At 61.0% G+C, this 18,757-nt stretch carries 19 protein-coding genes; 5 read left to right on the top strand and 14 right to left on the bottom strand.

Translation table 11 applies throughout. The features are described from left to right. Positions 1 to 11: 11 nt before the first annotated feature. The 3 genes from QM996_RS22755 to QM996_RS22745 are packed head-to-tail and all read left to right on the top strand — an operon-like array spanning position 12 to position 3,610. A complete protein-coding gene (locus QM996_RS22755; RefSeq protein WP_334198307.1) occupies positions 12 to 1,040 on the top strand; it encodes a glycosyltransferase family 2 protein in 1,029 nt (342 codons plus the stop codon). Further along, complete coding sequence (locus QM996_RS22750) at positions 1,033 to 1,734, top strand: class I SAM-dependent methyltransferase (RefSeq protein WP_334198306.1); 702 nt, start codon at positions 1,033 to 1,035, stop codon at positions 1,732 to 1,734. The genes QM996_RS22755 and QM996_RS22750 overlap by 8 nt, the downstream gene beginning before the upstream one ends. Further along, entirely contained in the window at positions 1,694 to 3,610 is a 1,917-nt protein-coding gene (locus tag QM996_RS22745; RefSeq protein WP_334198767.1) for a GtrA family protein, read from the top strand. Before QM996_RS22750 ends, QM996_RS22745 begins: the two co-directional genes overlap by 41 nt. Before the next feature lie 147 nt (positions 3,611 to 3,757). Here QM996_RS22745 and QM996_RS22740 read toward each other — a convergent pair whose 3' ends face one another. The 11 genes from QM996_RS22740 to QM996_RS22690 form a co-directional block, all read right to left on the bottom strand. Continuing rightward, the gene (locus QM996_RS22740) at positions 3,758 to 5,035 is read right to left on the bottom strand and encodes an L-fuconate dehydratase (RefSeq protein ID WP_334198305.1); all 1,278 of its coding nucleotides are present in this window, start codon (positions 5,033 to 5,035) and stop codon (positions 3,758 to 3,760) included. Positions 5,036 to 5,056: 21 nt separating this feature from the next. Further along, the gene (locus tag QM996_RS22735) at positions 5,057 to 5,902 is read right to left on the bottom strand and encodes a fumarylacetoacetate hydrolase family protein (RefSeq protein ID WP_334198304.1); all 846 of its coding nucleotides are present in this window, start codon (positions 5,900 to 5,902) and stop codon (positions 5,057 to 5,059) included. Between the two features lie 24 nt (positions 5,903 to 5,926). Beyond that, a complete protein-coding gene (locus tag QM996_RS22730) occupies positions 5,927 to 6,661 on the bottom strand; it encodes an SDR family oxidoreductase (protein ID WP_334198303.1) in 735 nt (244 codons plus the stop codon). A 10-nt stretch (positions 6,662 to 6,671) separates the two neighbouring features. Then, entirely contained in the window at positions 6,672 to 7,118 is a 447-nt protein-coding gene (locus QM996_RS22725) for a MaoC/PaaZ C-terminal domain-containing protein (protein ID WP_334198302.1), read from the bottom strand. Position 7,119: 1 nt separating this feature from the next. Then, complete coding sequence (locus QM996_RS22720; RefSeq protein ID WP_334198301.1) at positions 7,120 to 8,199, bottom strand: Gfo/Idh/MocA family protein; 1,080 nt, start codon at positions 8,197 to 8,199, stop codon at positions 7,120 to 7,122. Beyond that, entirely contained in the window at positions 8,192 to 8,542 is a 351-nt protein-coding gene (locus tag QM996_RS22715) for an L-rhamnose mutarotase (protein WP_334198300.1), read from the bottom strand. The genes QM996_RS22720 and QM996_RS22715 overlap by 8 nt, the downstream gene beginning before the upstream one ends. A 10-nt stretch (positions 8,543 to 8,552) precedes the next feature. Beyond that, complete coding sequence (locus tag QM996_RS22710) at positions 8,553 to 9,665, bottom strand: mandelate racemase/muconate lactonizing enzyme family protein (RefSeq protein ID WP_334198299.1); 1,113 nt, start codon at positions 9,663 to 9,665, stop codon at positions 8,553 to 8,555. 1 nt (position 9,666) lies between these two features. Next, the gene (locus QM996_RS22705) at positions 9,667 to 10,764 is read right to left on the bottom strand and encodes an ABC transporter ATP-binding protein (RefSeq protein WP_334198298.1); all 1,098 of its coding nucleotides are present in this window, start codon (positions 10,762 to 10,764) and stop codon (positions 9,667 to 9,669) included. A gap of 6 nt (positions 10,765 to 10,770) precedes the next feature. After that, positions 10,771 to 11,637 carry a carbohydrate ABC transporter permease gene (locus QM996_RS22700; protein WP_334198297.1) on the bottom strand — a complete coding sequence of 289 codons (867 nt, stop codon included), beginning with the start codon at positions 11,635 to 11,637 and terminating at the stop codon, positions 10,771 to 10,773. After that, positions 11,637 to 12,533 (bottom strand): carbohydrate ABC transporter permease, encoded by an 897-nt coding sequence (locus tag QM996_RS22695; RefSeq protein WP_334198296.1) that lies wholly within the window; start codon positions 12,531 to 12,533, stop codon positions 11,637 to 11,639. The genes QM996_RS22700 and QM996_RS22695 overlap by 1 nt, the downstream gene beginning before the upstream one ends. An 82-nt stretch (positions 12,534 to 12,615) precedes the next feature. Further along, on the bottom strand, positions 12,616 to 13,935 hold the full coding sequence (locus QM996_RS22690; protein ID WP_334198295.1) for an ABC transporter substrate-binding protein: 1,320 nt from the start codon (positions 13,933 to 13,935) through the stop codon (positions 12,616 to 12,618). A 166-nt stretch (positions 13,936 to 14,101) separates the two neighbouring features. On the opposite strand from QM996_RS22690, the gene QM996_RS22685 reads away from it, so the two are divergent. Then, positions 14,102 to 14,890 (top strand): IclR family transcriptional regulator, encoded by a 789-nt coding sequence (locus tag QM996_RS22685; RefSeq protein ID WP_334198294.1) that lies wholly within the window; start codon positions 14,102 to 14,104, stop codon positions 14,888 to 14,890. 77 nt (positions 14,891 to 14,967) lie between these two features. Then, entirely contained in the window at positions 14,968 to 15,804 is an 837-nt protein-coding gene (locus tag QM996_RS22680) for an amidohydrolase family protein (protein WP_334198293.1), read from the top strand. 54 nt (positions 15,805 to 15,858) lie between these two features. Here QM996_RS22680 and QM996_RS22675 read toward each other — a convergent pair whose 3' ends face one another. From QM996_RS22675 to QM996_RS22665, 3 genes are read right to left on the bottom strand one after another with little or no spacing between them, the layout of a single operon-like run. Further along, the gene (locus QM996_RS22675; RefSeq protein ID WP_334198292.1) at positions 15,859 to 16,995 is read right to left on the bottom strand and encodes an extracellular solute-binding protein; all 1,137 of its coding nucleotides are present in this window, start codon (positions 16,993 to 16,995) and stop codon (positions 15,859 to 15,861) included. Next, on the bottom strand, positions 16,992 to 18,152 hold the full coding sequence (locus tag QM996_RS22670; protein ID WP_334198291.1) for a CaiB/BaiF CoA transferase family protein: 1,161 nt from the start codon (positions 18,150 to 18,152) through the stop codon (positions 16,992 to 16,994). The genes QM996_RS22675 and QM996_RS22670 overlap by 4 nt, the downstream gene beginning before the upstream one ends. Before the next feature lie 7 nt (positions 18,153 to 18,159). After that, entirely contained in the window at positions 18,160 to 18,711 is a 552-nt protein-coding gene (locus QM996_RS22665) for a MaoC family dehydratase (protein ID WP_334198290.1), read from the bottom strand. Between the last annotated feature and the right edge of the window lie 46 nt (positions 18,712 to 18,757).

The raw sequence follows: 18,757 nt of genomic DNA, 5'->3' as shown, positions 1-18,757 counted from the left end.
CAGGGGGTGGCATGGTAGGGGTACGCGAAGAACTCGATAATCTAGTGAGATTACGGCACGATATCGCAGATGGCCCGAGTATATCGCTTTCTGTGGTGGTGCCCTGCTACAACGAAGATGCCGGTATCGATGAGCTCTATCGCCGTGTATCGACGGCATGCGAGCAGTACGGCGAGACCTACGAGATCGTACTGGTCAACGATGGCTCCTCCGATGCCACGCGAGAGAAGATTTTTGCACTGGCCGAGCGCGATCATCATATCGTAGGAATCGATCTCGCCCGAAACTACGGTCACCAGATCGCGCTGAGCGCCGGGCTCGAGTTTTGTCGTGGCCAAAGGATCTTCATTCTCGATGCCGATCTCCAGGACCCGCCGGAACTGTTGGGCCCGATGATGGCGAAAATGAATGAAGGCTACGATGTGGTCTATGGGTTACGCGAGGAACGGGAAGGAGAAAGCTGGTTCAAGCTCGCGAGTGCATCGTTGTTCTACCGCATCCTCGGCAAGCTTTCCAACGTCGGCATTCCGGCGAATACCGGCGATTTTCGCCTGATTAACCGGCGTACCCTCGATCATCTCAATGCCATGCCGGAGCGCTACCGGTTCATTCGCGGGATGGTCAGCTGGATCGGGCTTCGGCAGTGCGCGTTTCCTTATCGGCGCCATAGCCGATTTGCCGGTGAAACCCATTACCCGTTACGGAAGATGGTACTCTTCGCAATCGACGCAGTGACCAGCTTTTCTGTCGCCCCGTTGAGGCTCGCTTCTCACTTAGGGCTCGCCTTCGGGTTCCTTGGCATCGCCACTCTGGCCTACACGATATTCGCCTGGGCGCTCGGCCATGTACTACCCGGCTGGACCAGTCTTGCTTCGATCACGCTCATTCTGGGCAGCATTCAGTTGCTCATGCTGGGAATCTTCGGCGAATATCTCGGCCGGATGTACATGGAAGCCAAGCGGCGGCCGCTGTTCATCGTCAACGAAGTCGTGTCCCGAGCGGCGATCGAGGAAGCGCAGAAAGAGCCTGCGCATGGATGAGGCAGAGTTCGATCGATTCGCCGACGAATATTACCAGCAGCATGCGGCCAGCATACGCTTGAGTGGCGAGGCTCCTGAGTTCTTTCACCGATACAAGATTGAGGACGTAGCTGCAGCACTAAGGGCGGCAGGGACGACGCCTCGGCGCATTTTGGACTTCGGTGCAGGGGTGGGAAATTCGCTGGGCCCGATGAAGGAGGCGTTTCCGGCAGCAGAGATCGTTCTGCTGGATCCCTCAGCGAAGTCGCTCGACGTGGCGCGCACGCGCCACCCTGGGAAGGCGCTTTTCCAGCATTTCGACGGCGGCGAGATTCCGTTCGAGGATGGCGCGTTCGATCTCGTTTTCGCCGCTTGTGTTTTCCACCATATCCCAGGCTTGCTCCATGTACCCTTGCTCAAGGAGATCCGCCGCGTAATGGGCCAAGGAGCCAGTCTCTTTGTGTTCGAACACAATCCGCTCAATCCGTTGACGAGAAAGGCTGTTCGCGACTGTCCATTCGATGAAAACGCTGTCCTGCTATCGGCGGCGGACATGACGGCGCGCCTGCGCGATGCTGGGCTGCCAGACTGCTCGGTTGCTTACCGCATCTTCTTTCCGCGGTTCCTGGGCGCGTTGAGAGCGCTGGAGCCTATGCTTCGGGGGGTTCCTCTTGGTGCACAATACTACGTCCACGCAATCAAGCGCGACAGCTGATCGCTTGCAGGCATTTCGCTTCGTCGTCGTCGGGCTCGCCAACACAGGTCTGGGCTACGCAATTATTTTAGCCGGTCTGTTTGCCGGACTTGGCGACATCCTGGCGAACACACTTGGCTATGCCGGAGGGCTTGTGATCAGCTTCGCCCTGAACAGCCGTTGGACCTTTCGGGCGTCTCCGTCGTACGCCACCTTTGCGCGCTACCTTGCTGTGTTCTTGGTCTGCTTCAGCGCGAACCTCGCGATCGTGCTCGCCGCCCGGGAGATGGGATTCGTCGACGACCCGCTGGTGCACCTTGTCGGTATCTCGGCCTATACTATTCTGTTCTACGTGGGAGCGACCCGTTTTGTTTTCGGGCAAGGCCGACCCTTCGGCCTATCGTGGGGGGAGAATTGGCCCGAACTGTGCGTGCTCGTCGCGGTCATCGCTACGTACGTGTTGCTACGGAATATTCCGGTGTCGCACGACGTGGTTTGGCAGATGTGGATCGCCCGTCAGATGCTCGGCGGCGCCAGTCTCTACAAGGACATTCTGGAGCTGAACCCCCCTCTTTGGTTCTGGATGGCGTTACCTGTCGAGTGGGTCGCCTTGAAGCTCACTATAAGCGCGAAGACGGCAATTGTAAGCGCCGCCTTCGGATACCTGGCTCTATCCATCGCACTTCTCGCCAGCTTGTTGAGAGACCTGGCGCCCGCCCGCCGTGCAATCCTATTGGCTGCCGCGTTTCTCGCGATAATACTGATCGGACTACCGGATTTCGCACAGCGCGAGCATCTAGCACTGATTGCAGCAATCCCATACGCAGCCCTGATTGCCCGCCGAACGGATGGTCGTGAGCCCCATTGGGCTCAAGCACTTCTGATAGGATGCTTCGCCGCGACAGGGTTGGCTCTGAAGCACTACTTTGCACTCGTTCCGGTTCTTCTTGAGTTGTGGTTGTTAGCGAAAAAGAGAAGAAAATGGCGGCCGTTGAGGCCGGAGGTTGTCGCCATGGGGGCCGCGGCGGTCCTCTACGGGATAGCTTTGGTGACGTTAACGCCAGACTACCTTAGTACCATCGTTCCGATGTTAGCGAGCGCATACTTCGGCTACGAATCTTCCTGGCCGACGTTGTTGTTGAACCCATTGGTTTTATGGTGGGCACCTGCATTGGGTTTGGTTTCCGTCCGTTGGCGGCACCGGAGCTCGCTCACTGTGGCCGCGTTGCTAACCGCAGTAGCGTTTGCACTGTCCTATTTCGCACAGCAGAAGGGCTGGCGATATCACGCCATTCCAACAACCGGCATGCTCGTCATAGCCCTCATATCGGTGTTGGAGTTTCGTCGTCCCCAGGTAAGTCTTCTCCAGAAGGCTGTTCTCGTTGTTGCTGCGTCTATATCATTGGCGATATACGCCGCTTTCGCTCCATATAGGAACCCCAATGAAGGTGTGGTCGCCCAGTTGCTGCAACATGTACGTCGTGGAAGCGTAGTGATGATGGTCACCGCCAACCCGAGCAGAATCTGGCCCATGGTCGATAATTGGGGTTATGTGTGGCCTTCGCGCCATTTCGCACTCTGGATGCTGACGGCATTCAGCCAGGACCTCCAAAAGAACGGCGAGCTATCGCCTAAGCTGGCTGAGATGGCCAACTTGGTACGCAGACAGACGGTCATCGACCTAACCTGCAATCCTCCCGACGTACTCATCGTGGATAACCTGGAGCGTTCCAAAGCAGCCGGTCTCGATCCAATCAGTTTCCTCTCCGTAGATCCGACGTTTGCTACTGTCTTCACCAACTACACAAAGGTCGAGACGATCGGGAGGTTCACGTCCTACGTCAAGATGGCGGGATGGCAACCATCCCGACCGAAGGATTGCAGAACGATCTTCTAGGAACTGATCGGCGTTCGCTCTGCTCCTGGCGCCGAGCAGCGCTCGCGCCACTCATGACCCTTCGTCGACAGAAGCAGAAGCCGCAGCGAGTTGTCATCACTCCGGCTTCGACATTCTGAACAACGTATTCTTATATAAACTTTCTTATCACCCGCGAAATGTGTAGTCGGCGATCGATTGCGGCTTCATCTCGATCGAGAAGCCGGGCATTTGCGGCGGCATATAGGCCGCGTTTTCAATCACGCACGGGTCGACGAAGTGTTCGTGGAGATGGTCGACATACTCGATGACGCGCCCCTCTTTCGTGCCGGAGACGGCAACGTAGTCGATCATCGACAGATGCTGGACGTATTCGCAGAGCCCTACGCCGCCGGCATGCGGCCAGACGGGCAGACCGTATTTGGCTGCGACCAGCAGCACCGCCAAAACCTCGTTCAACCCACCCATGCGGCAACTATCGATCTGGACGATATCGATCGCACCCTCGGCGATGAATTGCTTGAACATGATGCGGTTCTGGCACATCTCGCCGGTCGCGACCTTCACCGGCCCGATCGCCTCGCGGATCTTGCGGTGACCGGCGACATCGTCGGGGCTTGTCGGCTCCTCGATGAAGAACGGCTTGGCGAAGGCAAGCTGTTTCACCCAGTCGATCGCCTCGCCGACCTCCCAGACCTGGTTGGCATCGATCATCAGATAGCGGTCCGGGCCGATCACTTCGCGCGCGATGGTGAGCCGCCGGATATCGTCGGCAAGATCGCGGCCGACCTTCATCTTGATATGGTTGAAACCCTGGTCGATCGCTTCCTGGGCAAGCCGCCTGAGCTTGTCGTCGCCATAACCAAGCCAGCCGGCCGAGGTCGTGTAGCAGGCGTAGCCTTCGCTCTCGAGCGTCGCGATGCGCTCGGCCTTGCCGGGCTCGGCCTTCTTGAGGATGTCGACCGCCTCGTCGCGGGTCAGCACATCGGTCATGTAGCGATAGTCGACGATATCGGCGATCTCTTCCGGCGGCATGTCGGAAACCAGGCGCCAAACCGGCTTGCCGGCCTCCTTGGCAAGCAGGTCCCAGACGGCATTGACCACTGCGCCGGTCGCGAGATGGATCGCCCCCTTTTCGGGACCGATCCAGCGCAGCTGGCTGTCGCTCGTGAGGTGCCGCCAGAAGCGGCCCGGATTGGCGAGGATGTCCGCCGTGTCCTGACCGACGATCAGGTGCTGCATGGCCTTGATTGCCATGCAGCAGATGTCGTTGCCCCGGCCGATCGTAAAGGTGAGACCATGGCCCGCAACGCCCTCCTTGTCGGTGTCGAGGATGACATAGGCCGCGGAGTAGTCCGGGTCCGGGTTCATGGCATCGGATCCGTCGAGGCCCTGCGAGGTTGGAAAGCGCAGGTCGAAGACGCGCAGATTGGTGATGCGGGTCATGGTCACTCCAGTCGGTAGAACTTAATCGTCCGCGTGTACGGACTGCTTCTGGCTGCCGAGGCCCTCGATGCCGAGTTCGACGACATCGCCGGCCTTGAGGTAACGCGGCGGCTTCATACCCATGCCGACGCCGGGCGGCGTGCCGGTGGAGATGATGTCGCCAGGCTGCAGCGACATGAACTGCGACAGGTAGGAGACCAGATAGGCAACGCCATAGACCATGGTCTTGGAGGAACCGTTCTGCATGGTCTCGCCATTGACCTTCAGCCACATCGGCAAGTTCTGCGGGTCCGACACTTCGTCCTTGGTTACCAGCCAGGGGCCGGTCGGTCCGAAGGTGTCGCAGGACTTGCCCTTGGTCCACTGGCCCTGCCGCTCGATCTGGAAGGCGCGCTCGGAGACATCGTGCACAACGCAGTAGCCGGCGACATAGTCGAGTGCTTCGGCTTCGCTCACGTACTTCGCCTTGCGGCCGATGACGACGCCGAGTTCGACTTCCCAGTCGGTCTTGGTCGAACCGCGCGGGATCAAGAGATCGTCATCGGGGCCGACGATCGCCGAGGTCGCCTTCATGAAGATGATCGGCTCCGGCGGAACCGTGGCGCCGGTTTCAGCCGCGTGATCGGAATAGTTGAGGCCGATGCAGATGAACTTGCCGGTTCCGGCAACACACGGGCCGAGCCGCTGGTTGCCGACAACGGCAGGCAGACCGGCAAGATCGAGCGACTTCAGTTCCGCCAGCTTGTCGGGATCGAGTGCCGCACCGGAGAGGTCGGCCACATGACCGGAAAGGTCACGCAGCGTGCCGTTCGCATCTAGAATACCCGGCTTTTCGTGACCCGGAACGCCGTAACGCAGAAGCTTCATATCTTAAATCCTTGAACTCGGTGGTCAGATGGTCCAGCCGCCATCGATGGCATAGGCTTGGCCGGTCGTATAGGTAGCGCTCGCAAGATGAACGGCGAGCGCGGCAATCTCTTCCGGAGTGCCGAGGCGGCCCATCGGCTGGCGGGCGATGAAGGCGGCTCGCGCCGTCTCATAATCGCCCTGGGCCCGCATGCGATCCTGCAGCGACGGGCTTTCAACGGTGCCTGGGCAAATGGCGTTGCAGCGAATGCCCTGGGAGACGTAGTCGGCCGCAACGGCCTTTGTGAGGCCGATGACGGCGGCTTTGGTGACGCCATAGGCGAAGCGGTTCGGCACGCCCTTGATGCTGGAGGCGACCGAAGCCATGTTGATGATGGCGCCATCCTTGCGCTCGAGCATGCCCGGAAGCACCGCGCGAATGGTGCGGATCATCGCCTTGACGTTGAGGTCGAGGGCGAATTCTAGATCGGAATCCTTCATCTCCAGGATCGAACCCGCATGCACGAAGCCGGCGCAGTTGAAGAGGACATCGACGGCGCCAATCTTTGCGACAAGCGCTTCGACCGCTTGCGTGTCGAGGACGTCGAGCCGGTGCGTCGCGACATCGGCTTCCTTGGCAAGTGCCGCAAGCGCATCCGTATTGATATCCGTCGCGTGCACCTTCGCGCCGGCCTTTGCAAAAGCCAAAGCCGAAGCGCGGCCGATGCCTTGAGCGGCAGCCGTAATCAGGACGACCTTGCCTTTAAGATCCGCTGTCATTTTCGATCCCTCATGCTTTGCGTTCGACGACCAGGATGTGGTCGGCGGCGAGAACGACCTCGCCACGTTGGTTGATAACTTCTAACCGTTCCATGACGCGTCCCGATTTCGGCCGTTTCGGATCGTCCTCCTTGGCGGAGATCGTCACGCGGGTGCGGATGGTATCGCCGATATGGACCGGACGCACGAAACGCAGACGATCATAGCCGTATGAAAAGGCAACCGGATTGATCAGCGACGCCGTGAGACCGACGCCGATCGAAAAGATCATGGTGCCATGGGCAATACGTTGGCCGCCCGGCAGCGTCTTGGCGAACTCCGCATCCATGTGATGGGGAAAGAAATCGCCGGTATGGCCGGCATGAACGACGAAGTCGGTCTCGGTAATCGTACGGCCGGTCGTCAGGCGTTCGTGTCCGAGCTCGTAATCTTCGAAATGGATGATCTGTTCTGCCATGTCATTGTCTCGGAAGTGGCGCGATCGCCGTTGCCGGCGCGGCACTCGATTGATAGGCGGCCTCGACCAAGGCCATCGTCTGCCAGGCGTCCTCCACCGAGCCGATCAGTTCCTGATCCTCGCCGGTGGCGAAGCGCTGCAGGTTAGCCATGCGGTTGACGAAGGCGTCCGGGAACCAGGCGCCTTCGAGCGGCACCGATACCCAATCATTGCCACCCGCCGGCCTGAACCAAAGTTCGTCCGGCTCGCCGCGGGGATAGTCGAGATTGACGCCGAGCTTGACGTAGGCCGCACCCAACGTGCCGGAGATACGAAACTCGCAGGCCTGAAATTTGCGGCCGAAATCATGGTCGTGATTGACCGAGAGCACGCAGCGTACGCGGTCGCCATAATCGAGGATTGCGGCGGTCCGCGTCTGGGCGACCTCGTGGTTCGGATGGCCGATGGTCTTGGCATGCACGCCCCGAGGATTACCGAGCAGGCCGCGCACCAGATCCAGATAGTGGATCGAGTGCATCGCGATCTCGATGCGTGGCAGACCTTTCAGAAACGGCCACAGGCCCCAGGGGGTCGCAAGCGCAAGCCAAGCGTCGAAATCCACGACCTCGCCGAGGTGCCCCTTGGCGATGGCATCCTGTAAAGCTAGCATCATCGGCGCAAAGCGGAGCTGGAAGTTGACGGCAGCCTTGAGCTGGCGCGTCCGGCAGATCTCAAGGATAGCGGTTGCGGCTTCAAGATCCGAACCCATCGGCTTCTGGATCAGTGCGGCCGCGCCGGTCGGCAGCTTGGCAAGGATGGCGGCATGGGCGGCGGGAGGCGTCGCGAGGTCGAAGATCGCATCGGTGGTCGCCAACGCTTCGTCCTCACTTGAGTAGGCGCGAGTGCCCCATGTTTCCGCAAGCTGCAATGCCTTGGCATGGTCCGGATCATAGAGGCCCGCAACCGGAAAACCTGCCTTGCGATAGGCCGGCAGATGCGCGTCACCGACGATACTGCCGGCGCCGAAGATCACGATCGGCCGCGGCTTGCTCGGCTTCGGCCACCATTGCCTAAGCGCGCCCGGGTCGAAACGATCAGTCATGACGAGATACCTTGCCATCGTGATGGAAGACCTCTTCCATCATTGCCCACCACTCGCCTTCCTTCCGCGTCTCAAAAGGCTTCTGGCAGGGCATGCAGACCGACCACCATTCCTGGTTCTTCGGATGCGCCGCCATCTTCGCCATGTCCGCTTCGAAATCCGTGCCGACATATTCCCAATAGCCGAACAGCAGGTTCTCCGGCTCCTTGAGGAAGATCGAGTAGTTGGTGACGTTGCATTCGGAAATCAGGCTGAGGATCTCCGGCCAGACTGCGGCATGCAAGGCCTTGTATTCGGCGACCTTCGACGCTTCGAGACCGATCACCATTCCCATTCGCTGCATGATGACCTCCCTACCCGCGGAACTCGCGGGTGAATTCGCTGATCGAGCGAGAGCCGACCGCGTCCCAATCCCAGGCGATGCCAATACCCGGCTCGGAAGGCGCAATGGCGCGACCACTCCGGATCTCCATGCCTTTCGTCGTCAGGTCGTCGAGTTGCGGTATGTACTCGACATATTTGCCGTTCGGCACCGCGCAGACGAGACTGACATGCAACTCCATCAGGAAGTGCGGGCAGACCGGAATGTCGAAGGCTTCCGCCGCATGCGCGACCTTCAGCCAGGGCGTGATGCCACCGATGCGGGCGACATCGACCTGGACGATCGAGCAGGCACCCTTTTGCATATATTCGCGGAAATGGCGGATCGAGTACATCGATTCACCCACCGCAATCGGGGTCGGCGTCGATCGTGTCAGCCGGATATGGCCGTCGAGATCGTCAGCAGGCAGCGGTTCCTCGATCCAGGCGAGATCGAGCTCCTTCAGTCGGGACGCGCGGCGGATCGCCTCGTCGACGCTGAAGCCCTGGTTGCAGTCGGTCATGATCTCGAAGCCGTCGCCGAGCGCCTTGCGCATGGCGGCGAGCCGGTCGTAATCCTCCGCCCCATGCGCCTTGCCGATCTTCACCTTCGAGCCGGAAAAGCCCTTGGCCTTGGCGGCGAGCGCATCCTCAACCAGCGCTTCCTTCTCGATATGCAGCCAGCCGCCCTCGGTCGTGTAGAGCGGGCAGCTTTCCTTGGCACCGCCGGCCAGCTTCCAGAGCGGCAGCTTCTGCTTCTTGGTGCGCAGGTCCCAAAGGGCCGTATCAACTGCGGCCAGGGCCAGCGCGGTAATTGCGCCGATGGTCGTCGCGTGGGTGGCGAACTCCATCTTGTGCCAGATCGCCTCGATGCAATCGGCATCCTCGCCAATCAAAATGGGAACGAGATGATCGGAGAGAAGCCGCATCACCGAGGAGCCGCCGGTGCCGATCGTATAGCTGTAGCCCGTGCCCGTCGCCCCGTCGGAATCGGTGATGGTAACGATCGGCGTTTCCTGGCTGACGAAGCTCTGGATCGCATCGGTCCGCTTCACCTTCGGCGGCAAATCGACCATGCGCAGTTCAATTTTCTCGATTCTTGCCATGTCAGCCTTCCAGAGCCTTGCCGGTCTCGATGTCGAAGAGATGCACGCGCGACAGGTCGAAGCTCATGCGCACCTTCTCCCCCGAAGCGAGCGGACGCGGATTGAGCATGCGCGAAACCCAGTCACGGCCATTGAATTGGATGAATACGAGCGTCTCGTTGCCGAGCGGTTCGGTGATCAAAACCGGCAGGTCGACCTCGTGCACGGCCGCCGGATCGCCGGCATGCAGGCCATGACCGCTTGGATAGATATCGTCGGGCCTGAGACCGAACGTCACCTTCTGGCCCGAGCGCAACGAATTTCCGAAACGCGGCGGGATGGGGAGTCGAACGCCACTTACAAAGACCAGCGCGCCGTTGTCGACGAACGCTTCATTCATGTTCATAGGCGGCGAACCGATGAAGCCGGCAACGAACTTGGTGGCCGGGCGCTGGAACACCTCTTCCGGCGTGCCGACCTGCTCGATATGGCCATCGCGCATGATGACGATCCGGTCGGACAGCGTCATCGCCTCGACCTGGTCATGGGTGACGTAGATCATCGTCGCTTGCATGCGGGCATGCAGCTTTTTAATCTCGGTGCGCACCTGCGTGCGCAGCTTCGCATCGAGGTTCGACAGCGGCTCGTCGAACAGGAAGACGTCCGGCTGACGCACGATCGCGCGGCCCATAGCGACGCGCTGGCGCTGGCCGCCGGAAAGCTGCGACGGACGACGCTCCAAGAGATGGCCGAGATCGAGAATGGCCGCGGCTTCGGCGACACGCGCCTTGATTTCATCCGGCGAGCGCCCGGCGATCTTCAGCGAGAAACCCATGTTCTCGGCGACCGTCATATGCGGATAGAGCGCGTAGGACTGAAAGACCATGGAGATGTTGCGCGCCCGCGGCGGCAGGTCATTGACCCTCCGCCCGCCAATCTCGATCGCGCCGTCGCTGACGTCCTCCAGCCCCGCGATCATGCGCAGCGTCGTCGACTTGCCGCAGCCCGACGGGCCGACGAGCGCGATGAACTCGCGATCCTTCACTTCGAGGTCGATGCCGTGGACGACCTCGAGCGCGCCGTAGCGCTTGACGAGTTTCCTGAGGGTGACAGGAGCCATGAATGATTATCCTTTCACCGCGCCGAAGGTGAGGCCCGAGACGAGGTGCTTCTGAATGATGAAGGTAAGGGTCAGCGCCGGGATGATCATGACCACGGCGAGCGCGCACATGCCGCGCCAGTCGATGGTGAATTCGGCGGTATAGTCGAGCAACCCGACCGGCAATGTCTTGGAATTGACCGAGCGGGTGATCTGCGAGGCAAGCGCATACTCGTTCCAGGAGGTGAGGAACGCAAAGATGCCGGCGGAAGCGATGCCGGGGCCAGCGAGCGGAAACTCCACCTGCCAGAAGGCTTGCCAGGGCGTGCAGCCGTCGATCTGCGCGGCCTCGGCGAGATCCTTCGGCACCTGGCGGAAGAAGCCGTCGATCAGCCAGATGGTGAAGGGCACGTTCAGCGCGACATAAGTCAGGATCAACGAGAAGTGGGTATCGATGATGCCGGTGCGGGCGAAGATCATGAAGAGCGGCAATGACAGGGCAATGCCGGGCACCGCCCGCGTGAGCATGAAGCCGAGAAAGATCGCCGACTTCGCCTTGAAGCGGTAGCGGGCAAACGCGTAGCCGCCGGCCATGCCGATCGCGAGCGCGATCACCGTCGACGTCACCGAGATGATCAGCGAATTGCGGAAATAGTCCCAGACGGGAACGCCGCCCTGCCCTGCGCCTGAGAACATGGCGCGGTAGGCATCAAGCGAAATGCTCTCCGGAATCCAGACCGGCGGTTTTGCCATGATCTCGACGGTCGGGCGCAGCGACGAAAGTACGATCCAGAGGCCGGGCAGGCAGATGACGAGCATCGCCAGGAACAGGCCGATCAGGTGGCCGGCCTTCAAGAGGCGGCGGCGCAGACGATGCGAGGCGTTGATGTCCATTACCACTCGGCTCCGATCTGCTGGCGCGCTGCGGCAAGCTTGCGGAAGAAATAGACCGTGAAGACGATCGACAGCAGGATCGCGACATAGGCCATGGCGTTGGCAAGCCCCATGCGGGCATCGGCATAGGCGGTGCGGCCGACGAGCGTCCAAAGCAGTTCGGTGCGCTTGGCCGGGCCGCCATCAGTCATGATCTTGACGATGTCATAGGCCCGCGCCACGTCCAGTGACCGGATCGTCATGGCGATGAAGGCGAAAGGCATGAGATAGGGCCAGGTAACATAACGGAAGGTCTGCCAGGGCGTGCAGCCGTCGACATGGGCAGCTTCCACCGGATCCTTGGGCATGGCGAGCAGGCCGGCGAGGATCAGGATCGCGAAGACCGCGGTCGAGGACCAGACCTCGGCGATGATGATCGAGACAAGCGCGAGATTGCCGTCGATCAGCCAGGGGATCGCCTGATCGGTCAGTCCCAGCGACTGCAGCGCATTGTTGACGAAACCGATATTGTCGTTGAACAGGAACTTGAACTGGAAGCCCACCAGCACCGGCGAGAACATCATCGGAAACATCATCGCCGTGCGCAGCAGGCGTTGGCCATGGGTCGCCTTGTTGACGAGCAGCGCCAGCCCGAGGCCGAGCAGCATTTCAGCGTTGAGCGCCACCGTCAGCAACAGCACCGTGCGGCCGAAAGCAACCCAGAACTCGGCGTTACCCAGCACGGTCGCGTAGTTGCGCAGGCCGACGAAGACCCACAGCGTCTCCGGCTTGGTCAAGCGGAAGGGCGTGAAGCTCGAATAGAAGGAAAAGATGAGCGGCAGGACGATCACCGCGGCGAGCACGACGAAGGCCGGAAGCAGAAGCAGGGCCGGTGCTGACAATTTCTTGAGCTTCATCGGGCAGTCCTGGGGATGGCATGAAATGGCTTGAGGCGGCGCCGGCGCCCTTGAGGCATCGGCGCCGCCTCTTATGTCGGGGTCAGAGCTTGCCCGCGTCTTCCAGAATACCGGTCGCCTTCTCGGCGGCGGCATCGAGAGCCTCCTTCGACGTCTTGTCGCCGAGAATGGCGGCCTGCAGTTCCGGATAGACGGCGTTGGAGATTTCGATCCATTCAGCCGTCTTCGGAACCGGGAAGGCATGCTTGGCGGCTTCCTGGAAAGCCTGAAGCACCTCGGTTTTGTAGGCGTCGCCTGCGGCAGCCTTGATGTTGTATTCCCAGACGGCGGTGCGGGTCGGCAACGGCCCGGCTGCCGACTCCAGCTTCTGGCTGTCCTCGTTGGTCAGCCACCAGACGAGTGAGGCGGCCGCCTCCTTGTTGGCGCAATCCTCGGTGACCGAGAAGCCGTGATGGCCCGACCAGCCGGTGCGCTTGCCGGAGGAACCGGCCGGCTGCACCTTCACGCCGACATTGCCGGCGACCTTGGAGGACTTCGGGTCGTTGAAGAAGCTTGCCCAGCCAGGCCAGTCGAGATTGAGGGCGATCGAGCCCGACGCAAAGCCCTGACCAAGGTCATCCCAGAGATAGTTGGTGGTGCCCGGCGGAACCGCCTTGTCCTTGTAGAGCTTGACGAACCAGTCGAGCGCCCGCACGCCGGCTTCGGAATTGAACGCCGGGCGGCCGTCCTTGTCGAGATATTCGCCACCCTCGGCGACCAGCATTTCATAGAAGCGGCCGTTGATCGCCTCTTCCTTGCCGGCGAACTGGGTGCCGTAGAAGTTCGGTGGGGCTGCGAAGAACTCGGCCTGGTCGCTGACCTGAGCCCAGGTGTCCGGCGGCGCGAGGTCGTAGCCGTACTTCGCCTTGAAGGCAGTCTTCTTGGCTTCGTCCTGGTAGAGGCTCTTCTGGTAGTAGAGCGCCGACACGTCGAACTGGGCACGCGGCAGCATCACCAATTTGCCGTCGAGCGTCGAGGCATCGATCAGGGCCGGCACGAACTTGGCGATCTCTTCGGGCGGCAGCAGCGCCAGCAGGTCGGTATAGATGTCAGGATATTGCGGAGCGAAGGAAGAGTGGTTGGAGCCGACGCACCAGCTGACGCCGCCAGTCGCGATGTCCGACTTGATTTCCTTGTCGAGCTCGAAGTGGTTCTTCTTCGACAGGATGTTGACCTTGGCGCCGGTCGCCTTCTCCCACTCGCCGATGCGCTCGTAGAGCTTTTCGTATTGCTGTCCGCCGATCAGCTTGGCGTCGATCGTGACGCCCTCAAACTTGCCGGGCAGGTCCGCGGCCATGGCCGTCCCCAGTCCCGCGGCAAGCATGATGACACCGGCGGACACGCCGGATAGCAGCCTTCTCATATCCACTCCTCCCAGGTTCACGCCCTCATCCCGGCGCGATGTTCTCATTTGTGAGAAACTAATTCATATACAAACAACAAATTTATCCAGCGTCAAGGGCGAACTTTCCTTTGTCGACGCCATTCTCTGCGTATATGGATACAAATATTCACCAAGGAGGGATCTCATGGACACCGAAGAGTCTGACCGCTATCGCGCGCCCGCCCTCGACAAGGGGCTCGACATTCTCGAGCTGCTTGCCAGCGTTGACGGCGGCCTCACGCAGGCCGAGATTTCCAAGCGCCTGAACCGCAGCCCCAACGAGTTTTACCGGATGCTCGACCGGCTGGTGCGGCGCGGCTACGTCACCCGCATCGACGGAGACCGCTATTCCCTGACCTTGAAACTGTTCGGGCTTTCGCAACTGCATGCACCGGTGCGCAGGCTCGCGTCCTATGCAACGCCGCTGATGCGCGACCTCGCGCAGCGCTCCAAGCAGGCAAACCACCTCGCCGTCTTCGACCGCGGCTCGGCCGTGGTCATCGCGCAGCAGGAAGCGCCTGATTACTGGGGCATCTCGATCCGGGTTGGCTCGCACATCAGCCTGTTCGACACCGGCTCCGGCCATATCCTGCTCGCCTTCCGCTCTGCCGAAGAGCGCGAGATGATGATCGCTGAACACGCCAAGAGCAAAGACGAGATCGTGCGCGGACCGGAGTTCTACGCACGCCTCGACCAGATTCGCGAGCGCGGCTATGAAATGATGGCAAGTGCGCAGACGGCGGGCGTCTATAACCTGTCGGCGCCGATCCTCGGCCCCGATGGCCGCGGCATCGCCGCACTGACAGTACCCTATATCGCTCTGGTCAATGCGCCTTCGGCTCCCGACATTACCGAAACGATTGCCTTGCTGCTGAAGACCGCCGAACAATTGTCGACTCTCGCAGGTTCAGACGTGGTTCCGGCAGCCGATTGACGGCCACGGCCGACGGCACTAATTCTTATTTGAATAGCCAATTCTTATGTAAGAGTTCTATCCGGAGGAGAAGCGCCTTGATCATCGACACCCATCTTCACCTCATCGACAGGTCGAAGCTCACCTATCCCTGGCTCTCCGGTGTGCCGGCGCTCGACCACGACTTTCTTTACGCGACCTATGAGCGTGAGGCGCGGCGGCTCGGCATCGAGGCAAGCCTGCACATGGAGGTCGATGTCGCCCCTTCGGAGATCGAGAAGGAAACCACAGAAATCGAACGGCTCGCGCAGGAGCCGGATAGTCTGCTCAAGGGTGCCATTGCCGCCTGCCGGCCAGAAGACGATGCGTTCGAGGCCTATCTCGAGCGGCAAGAGGCAAACGATTTCGTCAAGGGCTTCCGTCGCGTGCTGCATGTCATGCCGGATGACCTGTCCGAAGCGTCGCGCTTTCGCGATAACATCCGCAGGCTCGGCGGGCGCCGCTTCACCTTCGACCTCTGCGTCCTGCCGCATCAGATCGAAAAGGCCATCGCACTTGTCGATCTGGCGCCCGACGTTCAATTCATCCTCGACCATTGCGGCGTTCCCGACATTCGCACCGGCGCCGAGCATCCCTGGCGCGATCATATGAGCGAGATTGCACGACGACCGAATGTCACGGCGAAGATCTCGGGCGTCGTTGCCTATGCCGACGAGGCTTGGCAGGTCGAGACGCTGCGCCCCTATGTCGAACATACGATCCGCGTCTTCGGCTGGGATCGGGTGGTCTGGGGAAGCGACTGGCCGGTCTGCACGCTTGGCGGCAACCTTTCAACCTGGGTCGGCGCCACCCACGCCCTCCTCGAAGGCAGCAGTGCGGACGAGAAACGCAAGCTGCTCACCGACAATGCACGCCGGATCTGGAGGCTCGCTTAGTCCGAGCTTCTTTTCGAGAACGTCCGGGAAGCGCTCGCTTCCCGGATCCAGGTATCAGGCCGCGGCAAAGCTTTCCGCAAACAGACGGTTGAGGTCGTCGACGACCGTTCGCGGCACATCCTTGCGCAGGAGACCGTCATTGATGCGATCCGAAGCCGCCTGCTGAAAAGCCATGTAGCCATCGTGACGCGGGCGCACCCAGGCCGCCTCCAACGTCTTGCGCGTGGCGCGATAAAAATCCGAGGTCGCGGCATTGACGACGTCGTCGTCCCAGGCCGCCGCGTGGCCGGGCTGCCCTCCGCCTGCGGCATAGGCGCCGCGCTGAACCTCGCCGCTGGCGACGAAATAGGCGAAGTCGATCGCGGCCTCTTGCGATTGCGAGAAGGCCGAGACCGCGATCCCCGTTCCGCCCAGGGCGGAACCGGAATGGCCATTGTTCCCGGCGACCGGAATATCGCCGAACTTCACGAGAGACGGCCGGAATCCCGGCATGGCGTAGCTGACATAGCCGTAGATCAGTGGCGTGGAGACGAGCTTCGAAGCGGGATCGCTCATGGCTTCCAGCACGGCAATCGGATCCATCGAGAAGCAGGCGGGATCGATCAGATCCGTCAATTCGCGCAGACGTTCGAAGGCGGCGATGCCGGCATCGACGTCGATCAGCTGGCCCACCCCGTCGCCACGGCAGGCATGACCGAGATTGGCCGAAAGCGTGTAGAAGCACATCAGTGAATGCGGCGGCCGCATCGGCAGCGCCACCTTCCCGTGGCGAGCAAGCGCCAGCATCTCGATCCAGCTTTCCACACGGTCCGTCCGGTCCGGTCGCCAGGCCTGGACCTGGGTCGCCGCGTCAATCGGAAAAGCCCATTGCCTGCCCTGCCAAGTGTAGCTCGAATAGGAGCGTCCGACGCTCGCATCCGCAAGCGCCCGCCGTTCCGTTTCGCGACCTTCCACATCGAGCGGCGCCAGGCAATTCTCCTTGGTGATCTGGCCGACATGCGGATGGTCGATGACGATGATGTCATAGGCCCGGGCCAGTTCGTCGACCGGATAGGTCTCGAAATCCTGCAGCGAGCGCTTCTCCCAATGGATTTCAACACCTGTTCGCTTCTGCCATAGCCGCGAACAGGCGATCATCGGATCGTAACCGCGCGGGTGGCTCCAGGTCATACCTTTCAACGTGACGCTCACAGGCCGAACTCCTCTCGGATCGCCGCACTATGCTCGCCGATGCGTGGTGCGGCACGATCCACCCGGGCGCGCTTGCCGTTGACCCTGAGGGGCGAGCGCGTGGTCAGGATCGAGACGTCGTCCTCCCGCACAACGGTTTGCAGCATGTCGAGCACGCGGAAGCCTTCGCTTTCGAGCAATTCGTTCCAGTTGAGAACGCGCGCGCACCAGATGTCGGCGGGTTCGAGCACGCCAAGCCAATGGTCGATGGTGCTTTCGGCGATCCGCTTGGCGATCAGCGCCTTGATCCTGTCCCTTTCGGAGAACCAGGATGCCGGATCGTCGCGATAGATATCGAGTTCTGGCATTTCCAGGAGATCCGCCAGCTTCGGGATCGGCGTCATGGCGATGGCGAGATAGCCGTCCCTGGCCGGATAGACGCCGTAGGGCGCGGAGAGATAGGCATGGGCGCTGCGGAAGCCGGATCGTGCCGGCAGACGGCGGCCATCGTTCAGATGCGTCGTTAGCACTTCGAACTGGAAGTCAACGAGTGCCTCGAGCAGGCTGGTCTCGATCAGGCTGCCCTTGCCGCTGATGCCGCGGCGAACGAGTGCCGCGAGGATGCCTTGAGCCGCCGCCGCGCCTGCAAGCATGTCGCCGATCGCCAGCCCGAAGGGAACCGGCCCTTGCCCCTCATCGCCGTTCAGCCACATGACGCCCGAACGGGATTGCGCCAGCAGGTCCTGGCCCGGCCGCTTCACCCAGGGGCCCTCTTCGCCGTAGCCGCTGATCGAGGCATAGACGATCTTCGGATTGATGGCCTTGACCGCCTCGTAGTCGAGCCCGAGACGCTGGATGACCCCCGGGCGAAAGTTCTGGATCAGGACGTCGGCTTTGGCGAGGAGCGCCTTCAAGGCGGTAAGGTCGGCCTCGTTCTTAAGGTCGATCGCCAGACTTTCCTTGGCGCGGTTGATGGCATGGAAGATCGTGGAGTCGCCGCCGATCTCCGTATCGCTCAGATAGAGCCGGCGCGACAGGTCACCACCATCAGGACGTTCGATCTTGATCACCCGCGCGCCAAGATCCATAAGGCGCAAGGAACAATAGGGGCCTGAGAGAAACTGGCTCATGTCGACCACGACAAGGCCGGCGAGCGGCAGTTCGTTTGTTTCCGTCATCGGTATCCTATTTCTCGGTCTTGCCGACGAAGTCGGCCGGGTTCTTGTACTTCACCGTCTGCAAGTGCTCGCAATAGAGCACCAGCTCCCCCTCGCCCTTGAACACCTGGTAGCTGGCCCGAATGAGCCCGAGCTCCTTGTAGCGGGGCGTTTTGCCCATGTTGGTCCGTATTGTGTAGATCGTGTCGCCGATGAAGACCGGCTTGATGAAACGCAACTTGTCGTAGCCGTAGGAAAAGGCGTTGACGCAGTTGGTGGCAACGAGCCCGAGACCCGCGGAGAACACGAAGGCGCCGGCAACAAGGCGACGGCCGAACATGCCGTCGCGCACGGCAAACATCTGGTCCTGGACATAAGGGTGAATGTCGACGACCAACGTGTTGAACAGATGGCTGTCCCCCTCGGCGATCGTCCGACGCAAGGACCGGATGCGCTGGCCTACGGGCCAATCCTCATAAAACCAGTTCTCGGCATTCCACACCGGCAGCGCGGCATGGTCTTGCGGCATGTCCGTCGGATGTGTCGAGGCAACCCCGACGGTGGGCGTGAATTCATGCATGAGAAAACCCTTGCGTAGAAAAAAGCTAAGTCAGTTGATTTCCCGC

Source organism: Sinorhizobium chiapasense (assembly GCF_045277575.1).
In the GTDB taxonomy this organism is placed as follows: Bacteria; Pseudomonadota; Alphaproteobacteria; order Rhizobiales; family Rhizobiaceae; genus Ensifer; species Ensifer chiapasense_A.
The sequence above is the reverse complement of the archived record's forward strand: the minus strand, read 5'-3'. Positions and strand labels throughout refer to the sequence as shown.

Bases quoted from the DNA above. Each gene is read 5' to 3' on its own strand.
- QM996_RS22710 (WP_334198299.1), bottom strand. From the start codon at position 9,665: ATGGCAAGAATCGAGAAAATTGAACTGCGCATGGTCGATTTGCCGCCG.
- QM996_RS22705 (WP_334198298.1), bottom strand. From the start codon at position 10,764: ATGGCTCCTGTCACCCTCAGGAAACTCGTCAAGCGCTACGGCGCGCTC.
- QM996_RS22735 (WP_334198304.1), bottom strand. From the start codon at position 5,902: ATGAAGCTTCTGCGTTACGGCGTTCCGGGTCACGAAAAGCCGGGTATT.
- QM996_RS22685 (WP_334198294.1), top strand. From the start codon at position 14,102: ATGGACACCGAAGAGTCTGACCGCTATCGCGCGCCCGCCCTCGACAAG.
- QM996_RS22690 (WP_334198295.1), bottom strand. From the start codon at position 13,935: ATGAGAAGGCTGCTATCCGGCGTGTCCGCCGGTGTCATCATGCTTGCC.
- QM996_RS22730 (WP_334198303.1), bottom strand. From the start codon at position 6,661: ATGACAGCGGATCTTAAAGGCAAGGTCGTCCTGATTACGGCTGCCGCT.
- QM996_RS22715 (WP_334198300.1), bottom strand. From the start codon at position 8,542: ATGCAGCGAATGGGAATGGTGATCGGTCTCGAAGCGTCGAAGGTCGCC.
- QM996_RS22720 (WP_334198301.1), bottom strand. From the start codon at position 8,199: ATGACTGATCGTTTCGACCCGGGCGCGCTTAGGCAATGGTGGCCGAAG.
- QM996_RS22665 (WP_334198290.1), bottom strand. From the start codon at position 18,711: ATGCATGAATTCACGCCCACCGTCGGGGTTGCCTCGACACATCCGACG.
- QM996_RS22700 (WP_334198297.1), bottom strand. From the start codon at position 11,637: ATGGACATCAACGCCTCGCATCGTCTGCGCCGCCGCCTCTTGAAGGCC.
- QM996_RS22695 (WP_334198296.1), bottom strand. From the start codon at position 12,533: ATGAAGCTCAAGAAATTGTCAGCACCGGCCCTGCTTCTGCTTCCGGCC.
- QM996_RS22670 (WP_334198291.1), bottom strand. From the start codon at position 18,152: ATGACGGAAACAAACGAACTGCCGCTCGCCGGCCTTGTCGTGGTCGAC.
- QM996_RS22740 (WP_334198305.1), bottom strand. From the start codon at position 5,035: ATGACCCGCATCACCAATCTGCGCGTCTTCGACCTGCGCTTTCCAACC.
- QM996_RS22755 (WP_334198307.1), top strand. From the start codon at position 12: ATGGTAGGGGTACGCGAAGAACTCGATAATCTAGTGAGATTACGGCAC.
- QM996_RS22750 (WP_334198306.1), top strand. From the start codon at position 1,033: ATGGATGAGGCAGAGTTCGATCGATTCGCCGACGAATATTACCAGCAG.
- QM996_RS22725 (WP_334198302.1), bottom strand. From the start codon at position 7,118: ATGGCAGAACAGATCATCCATTTCGAAGATTACGAGCTCGGACACGAA.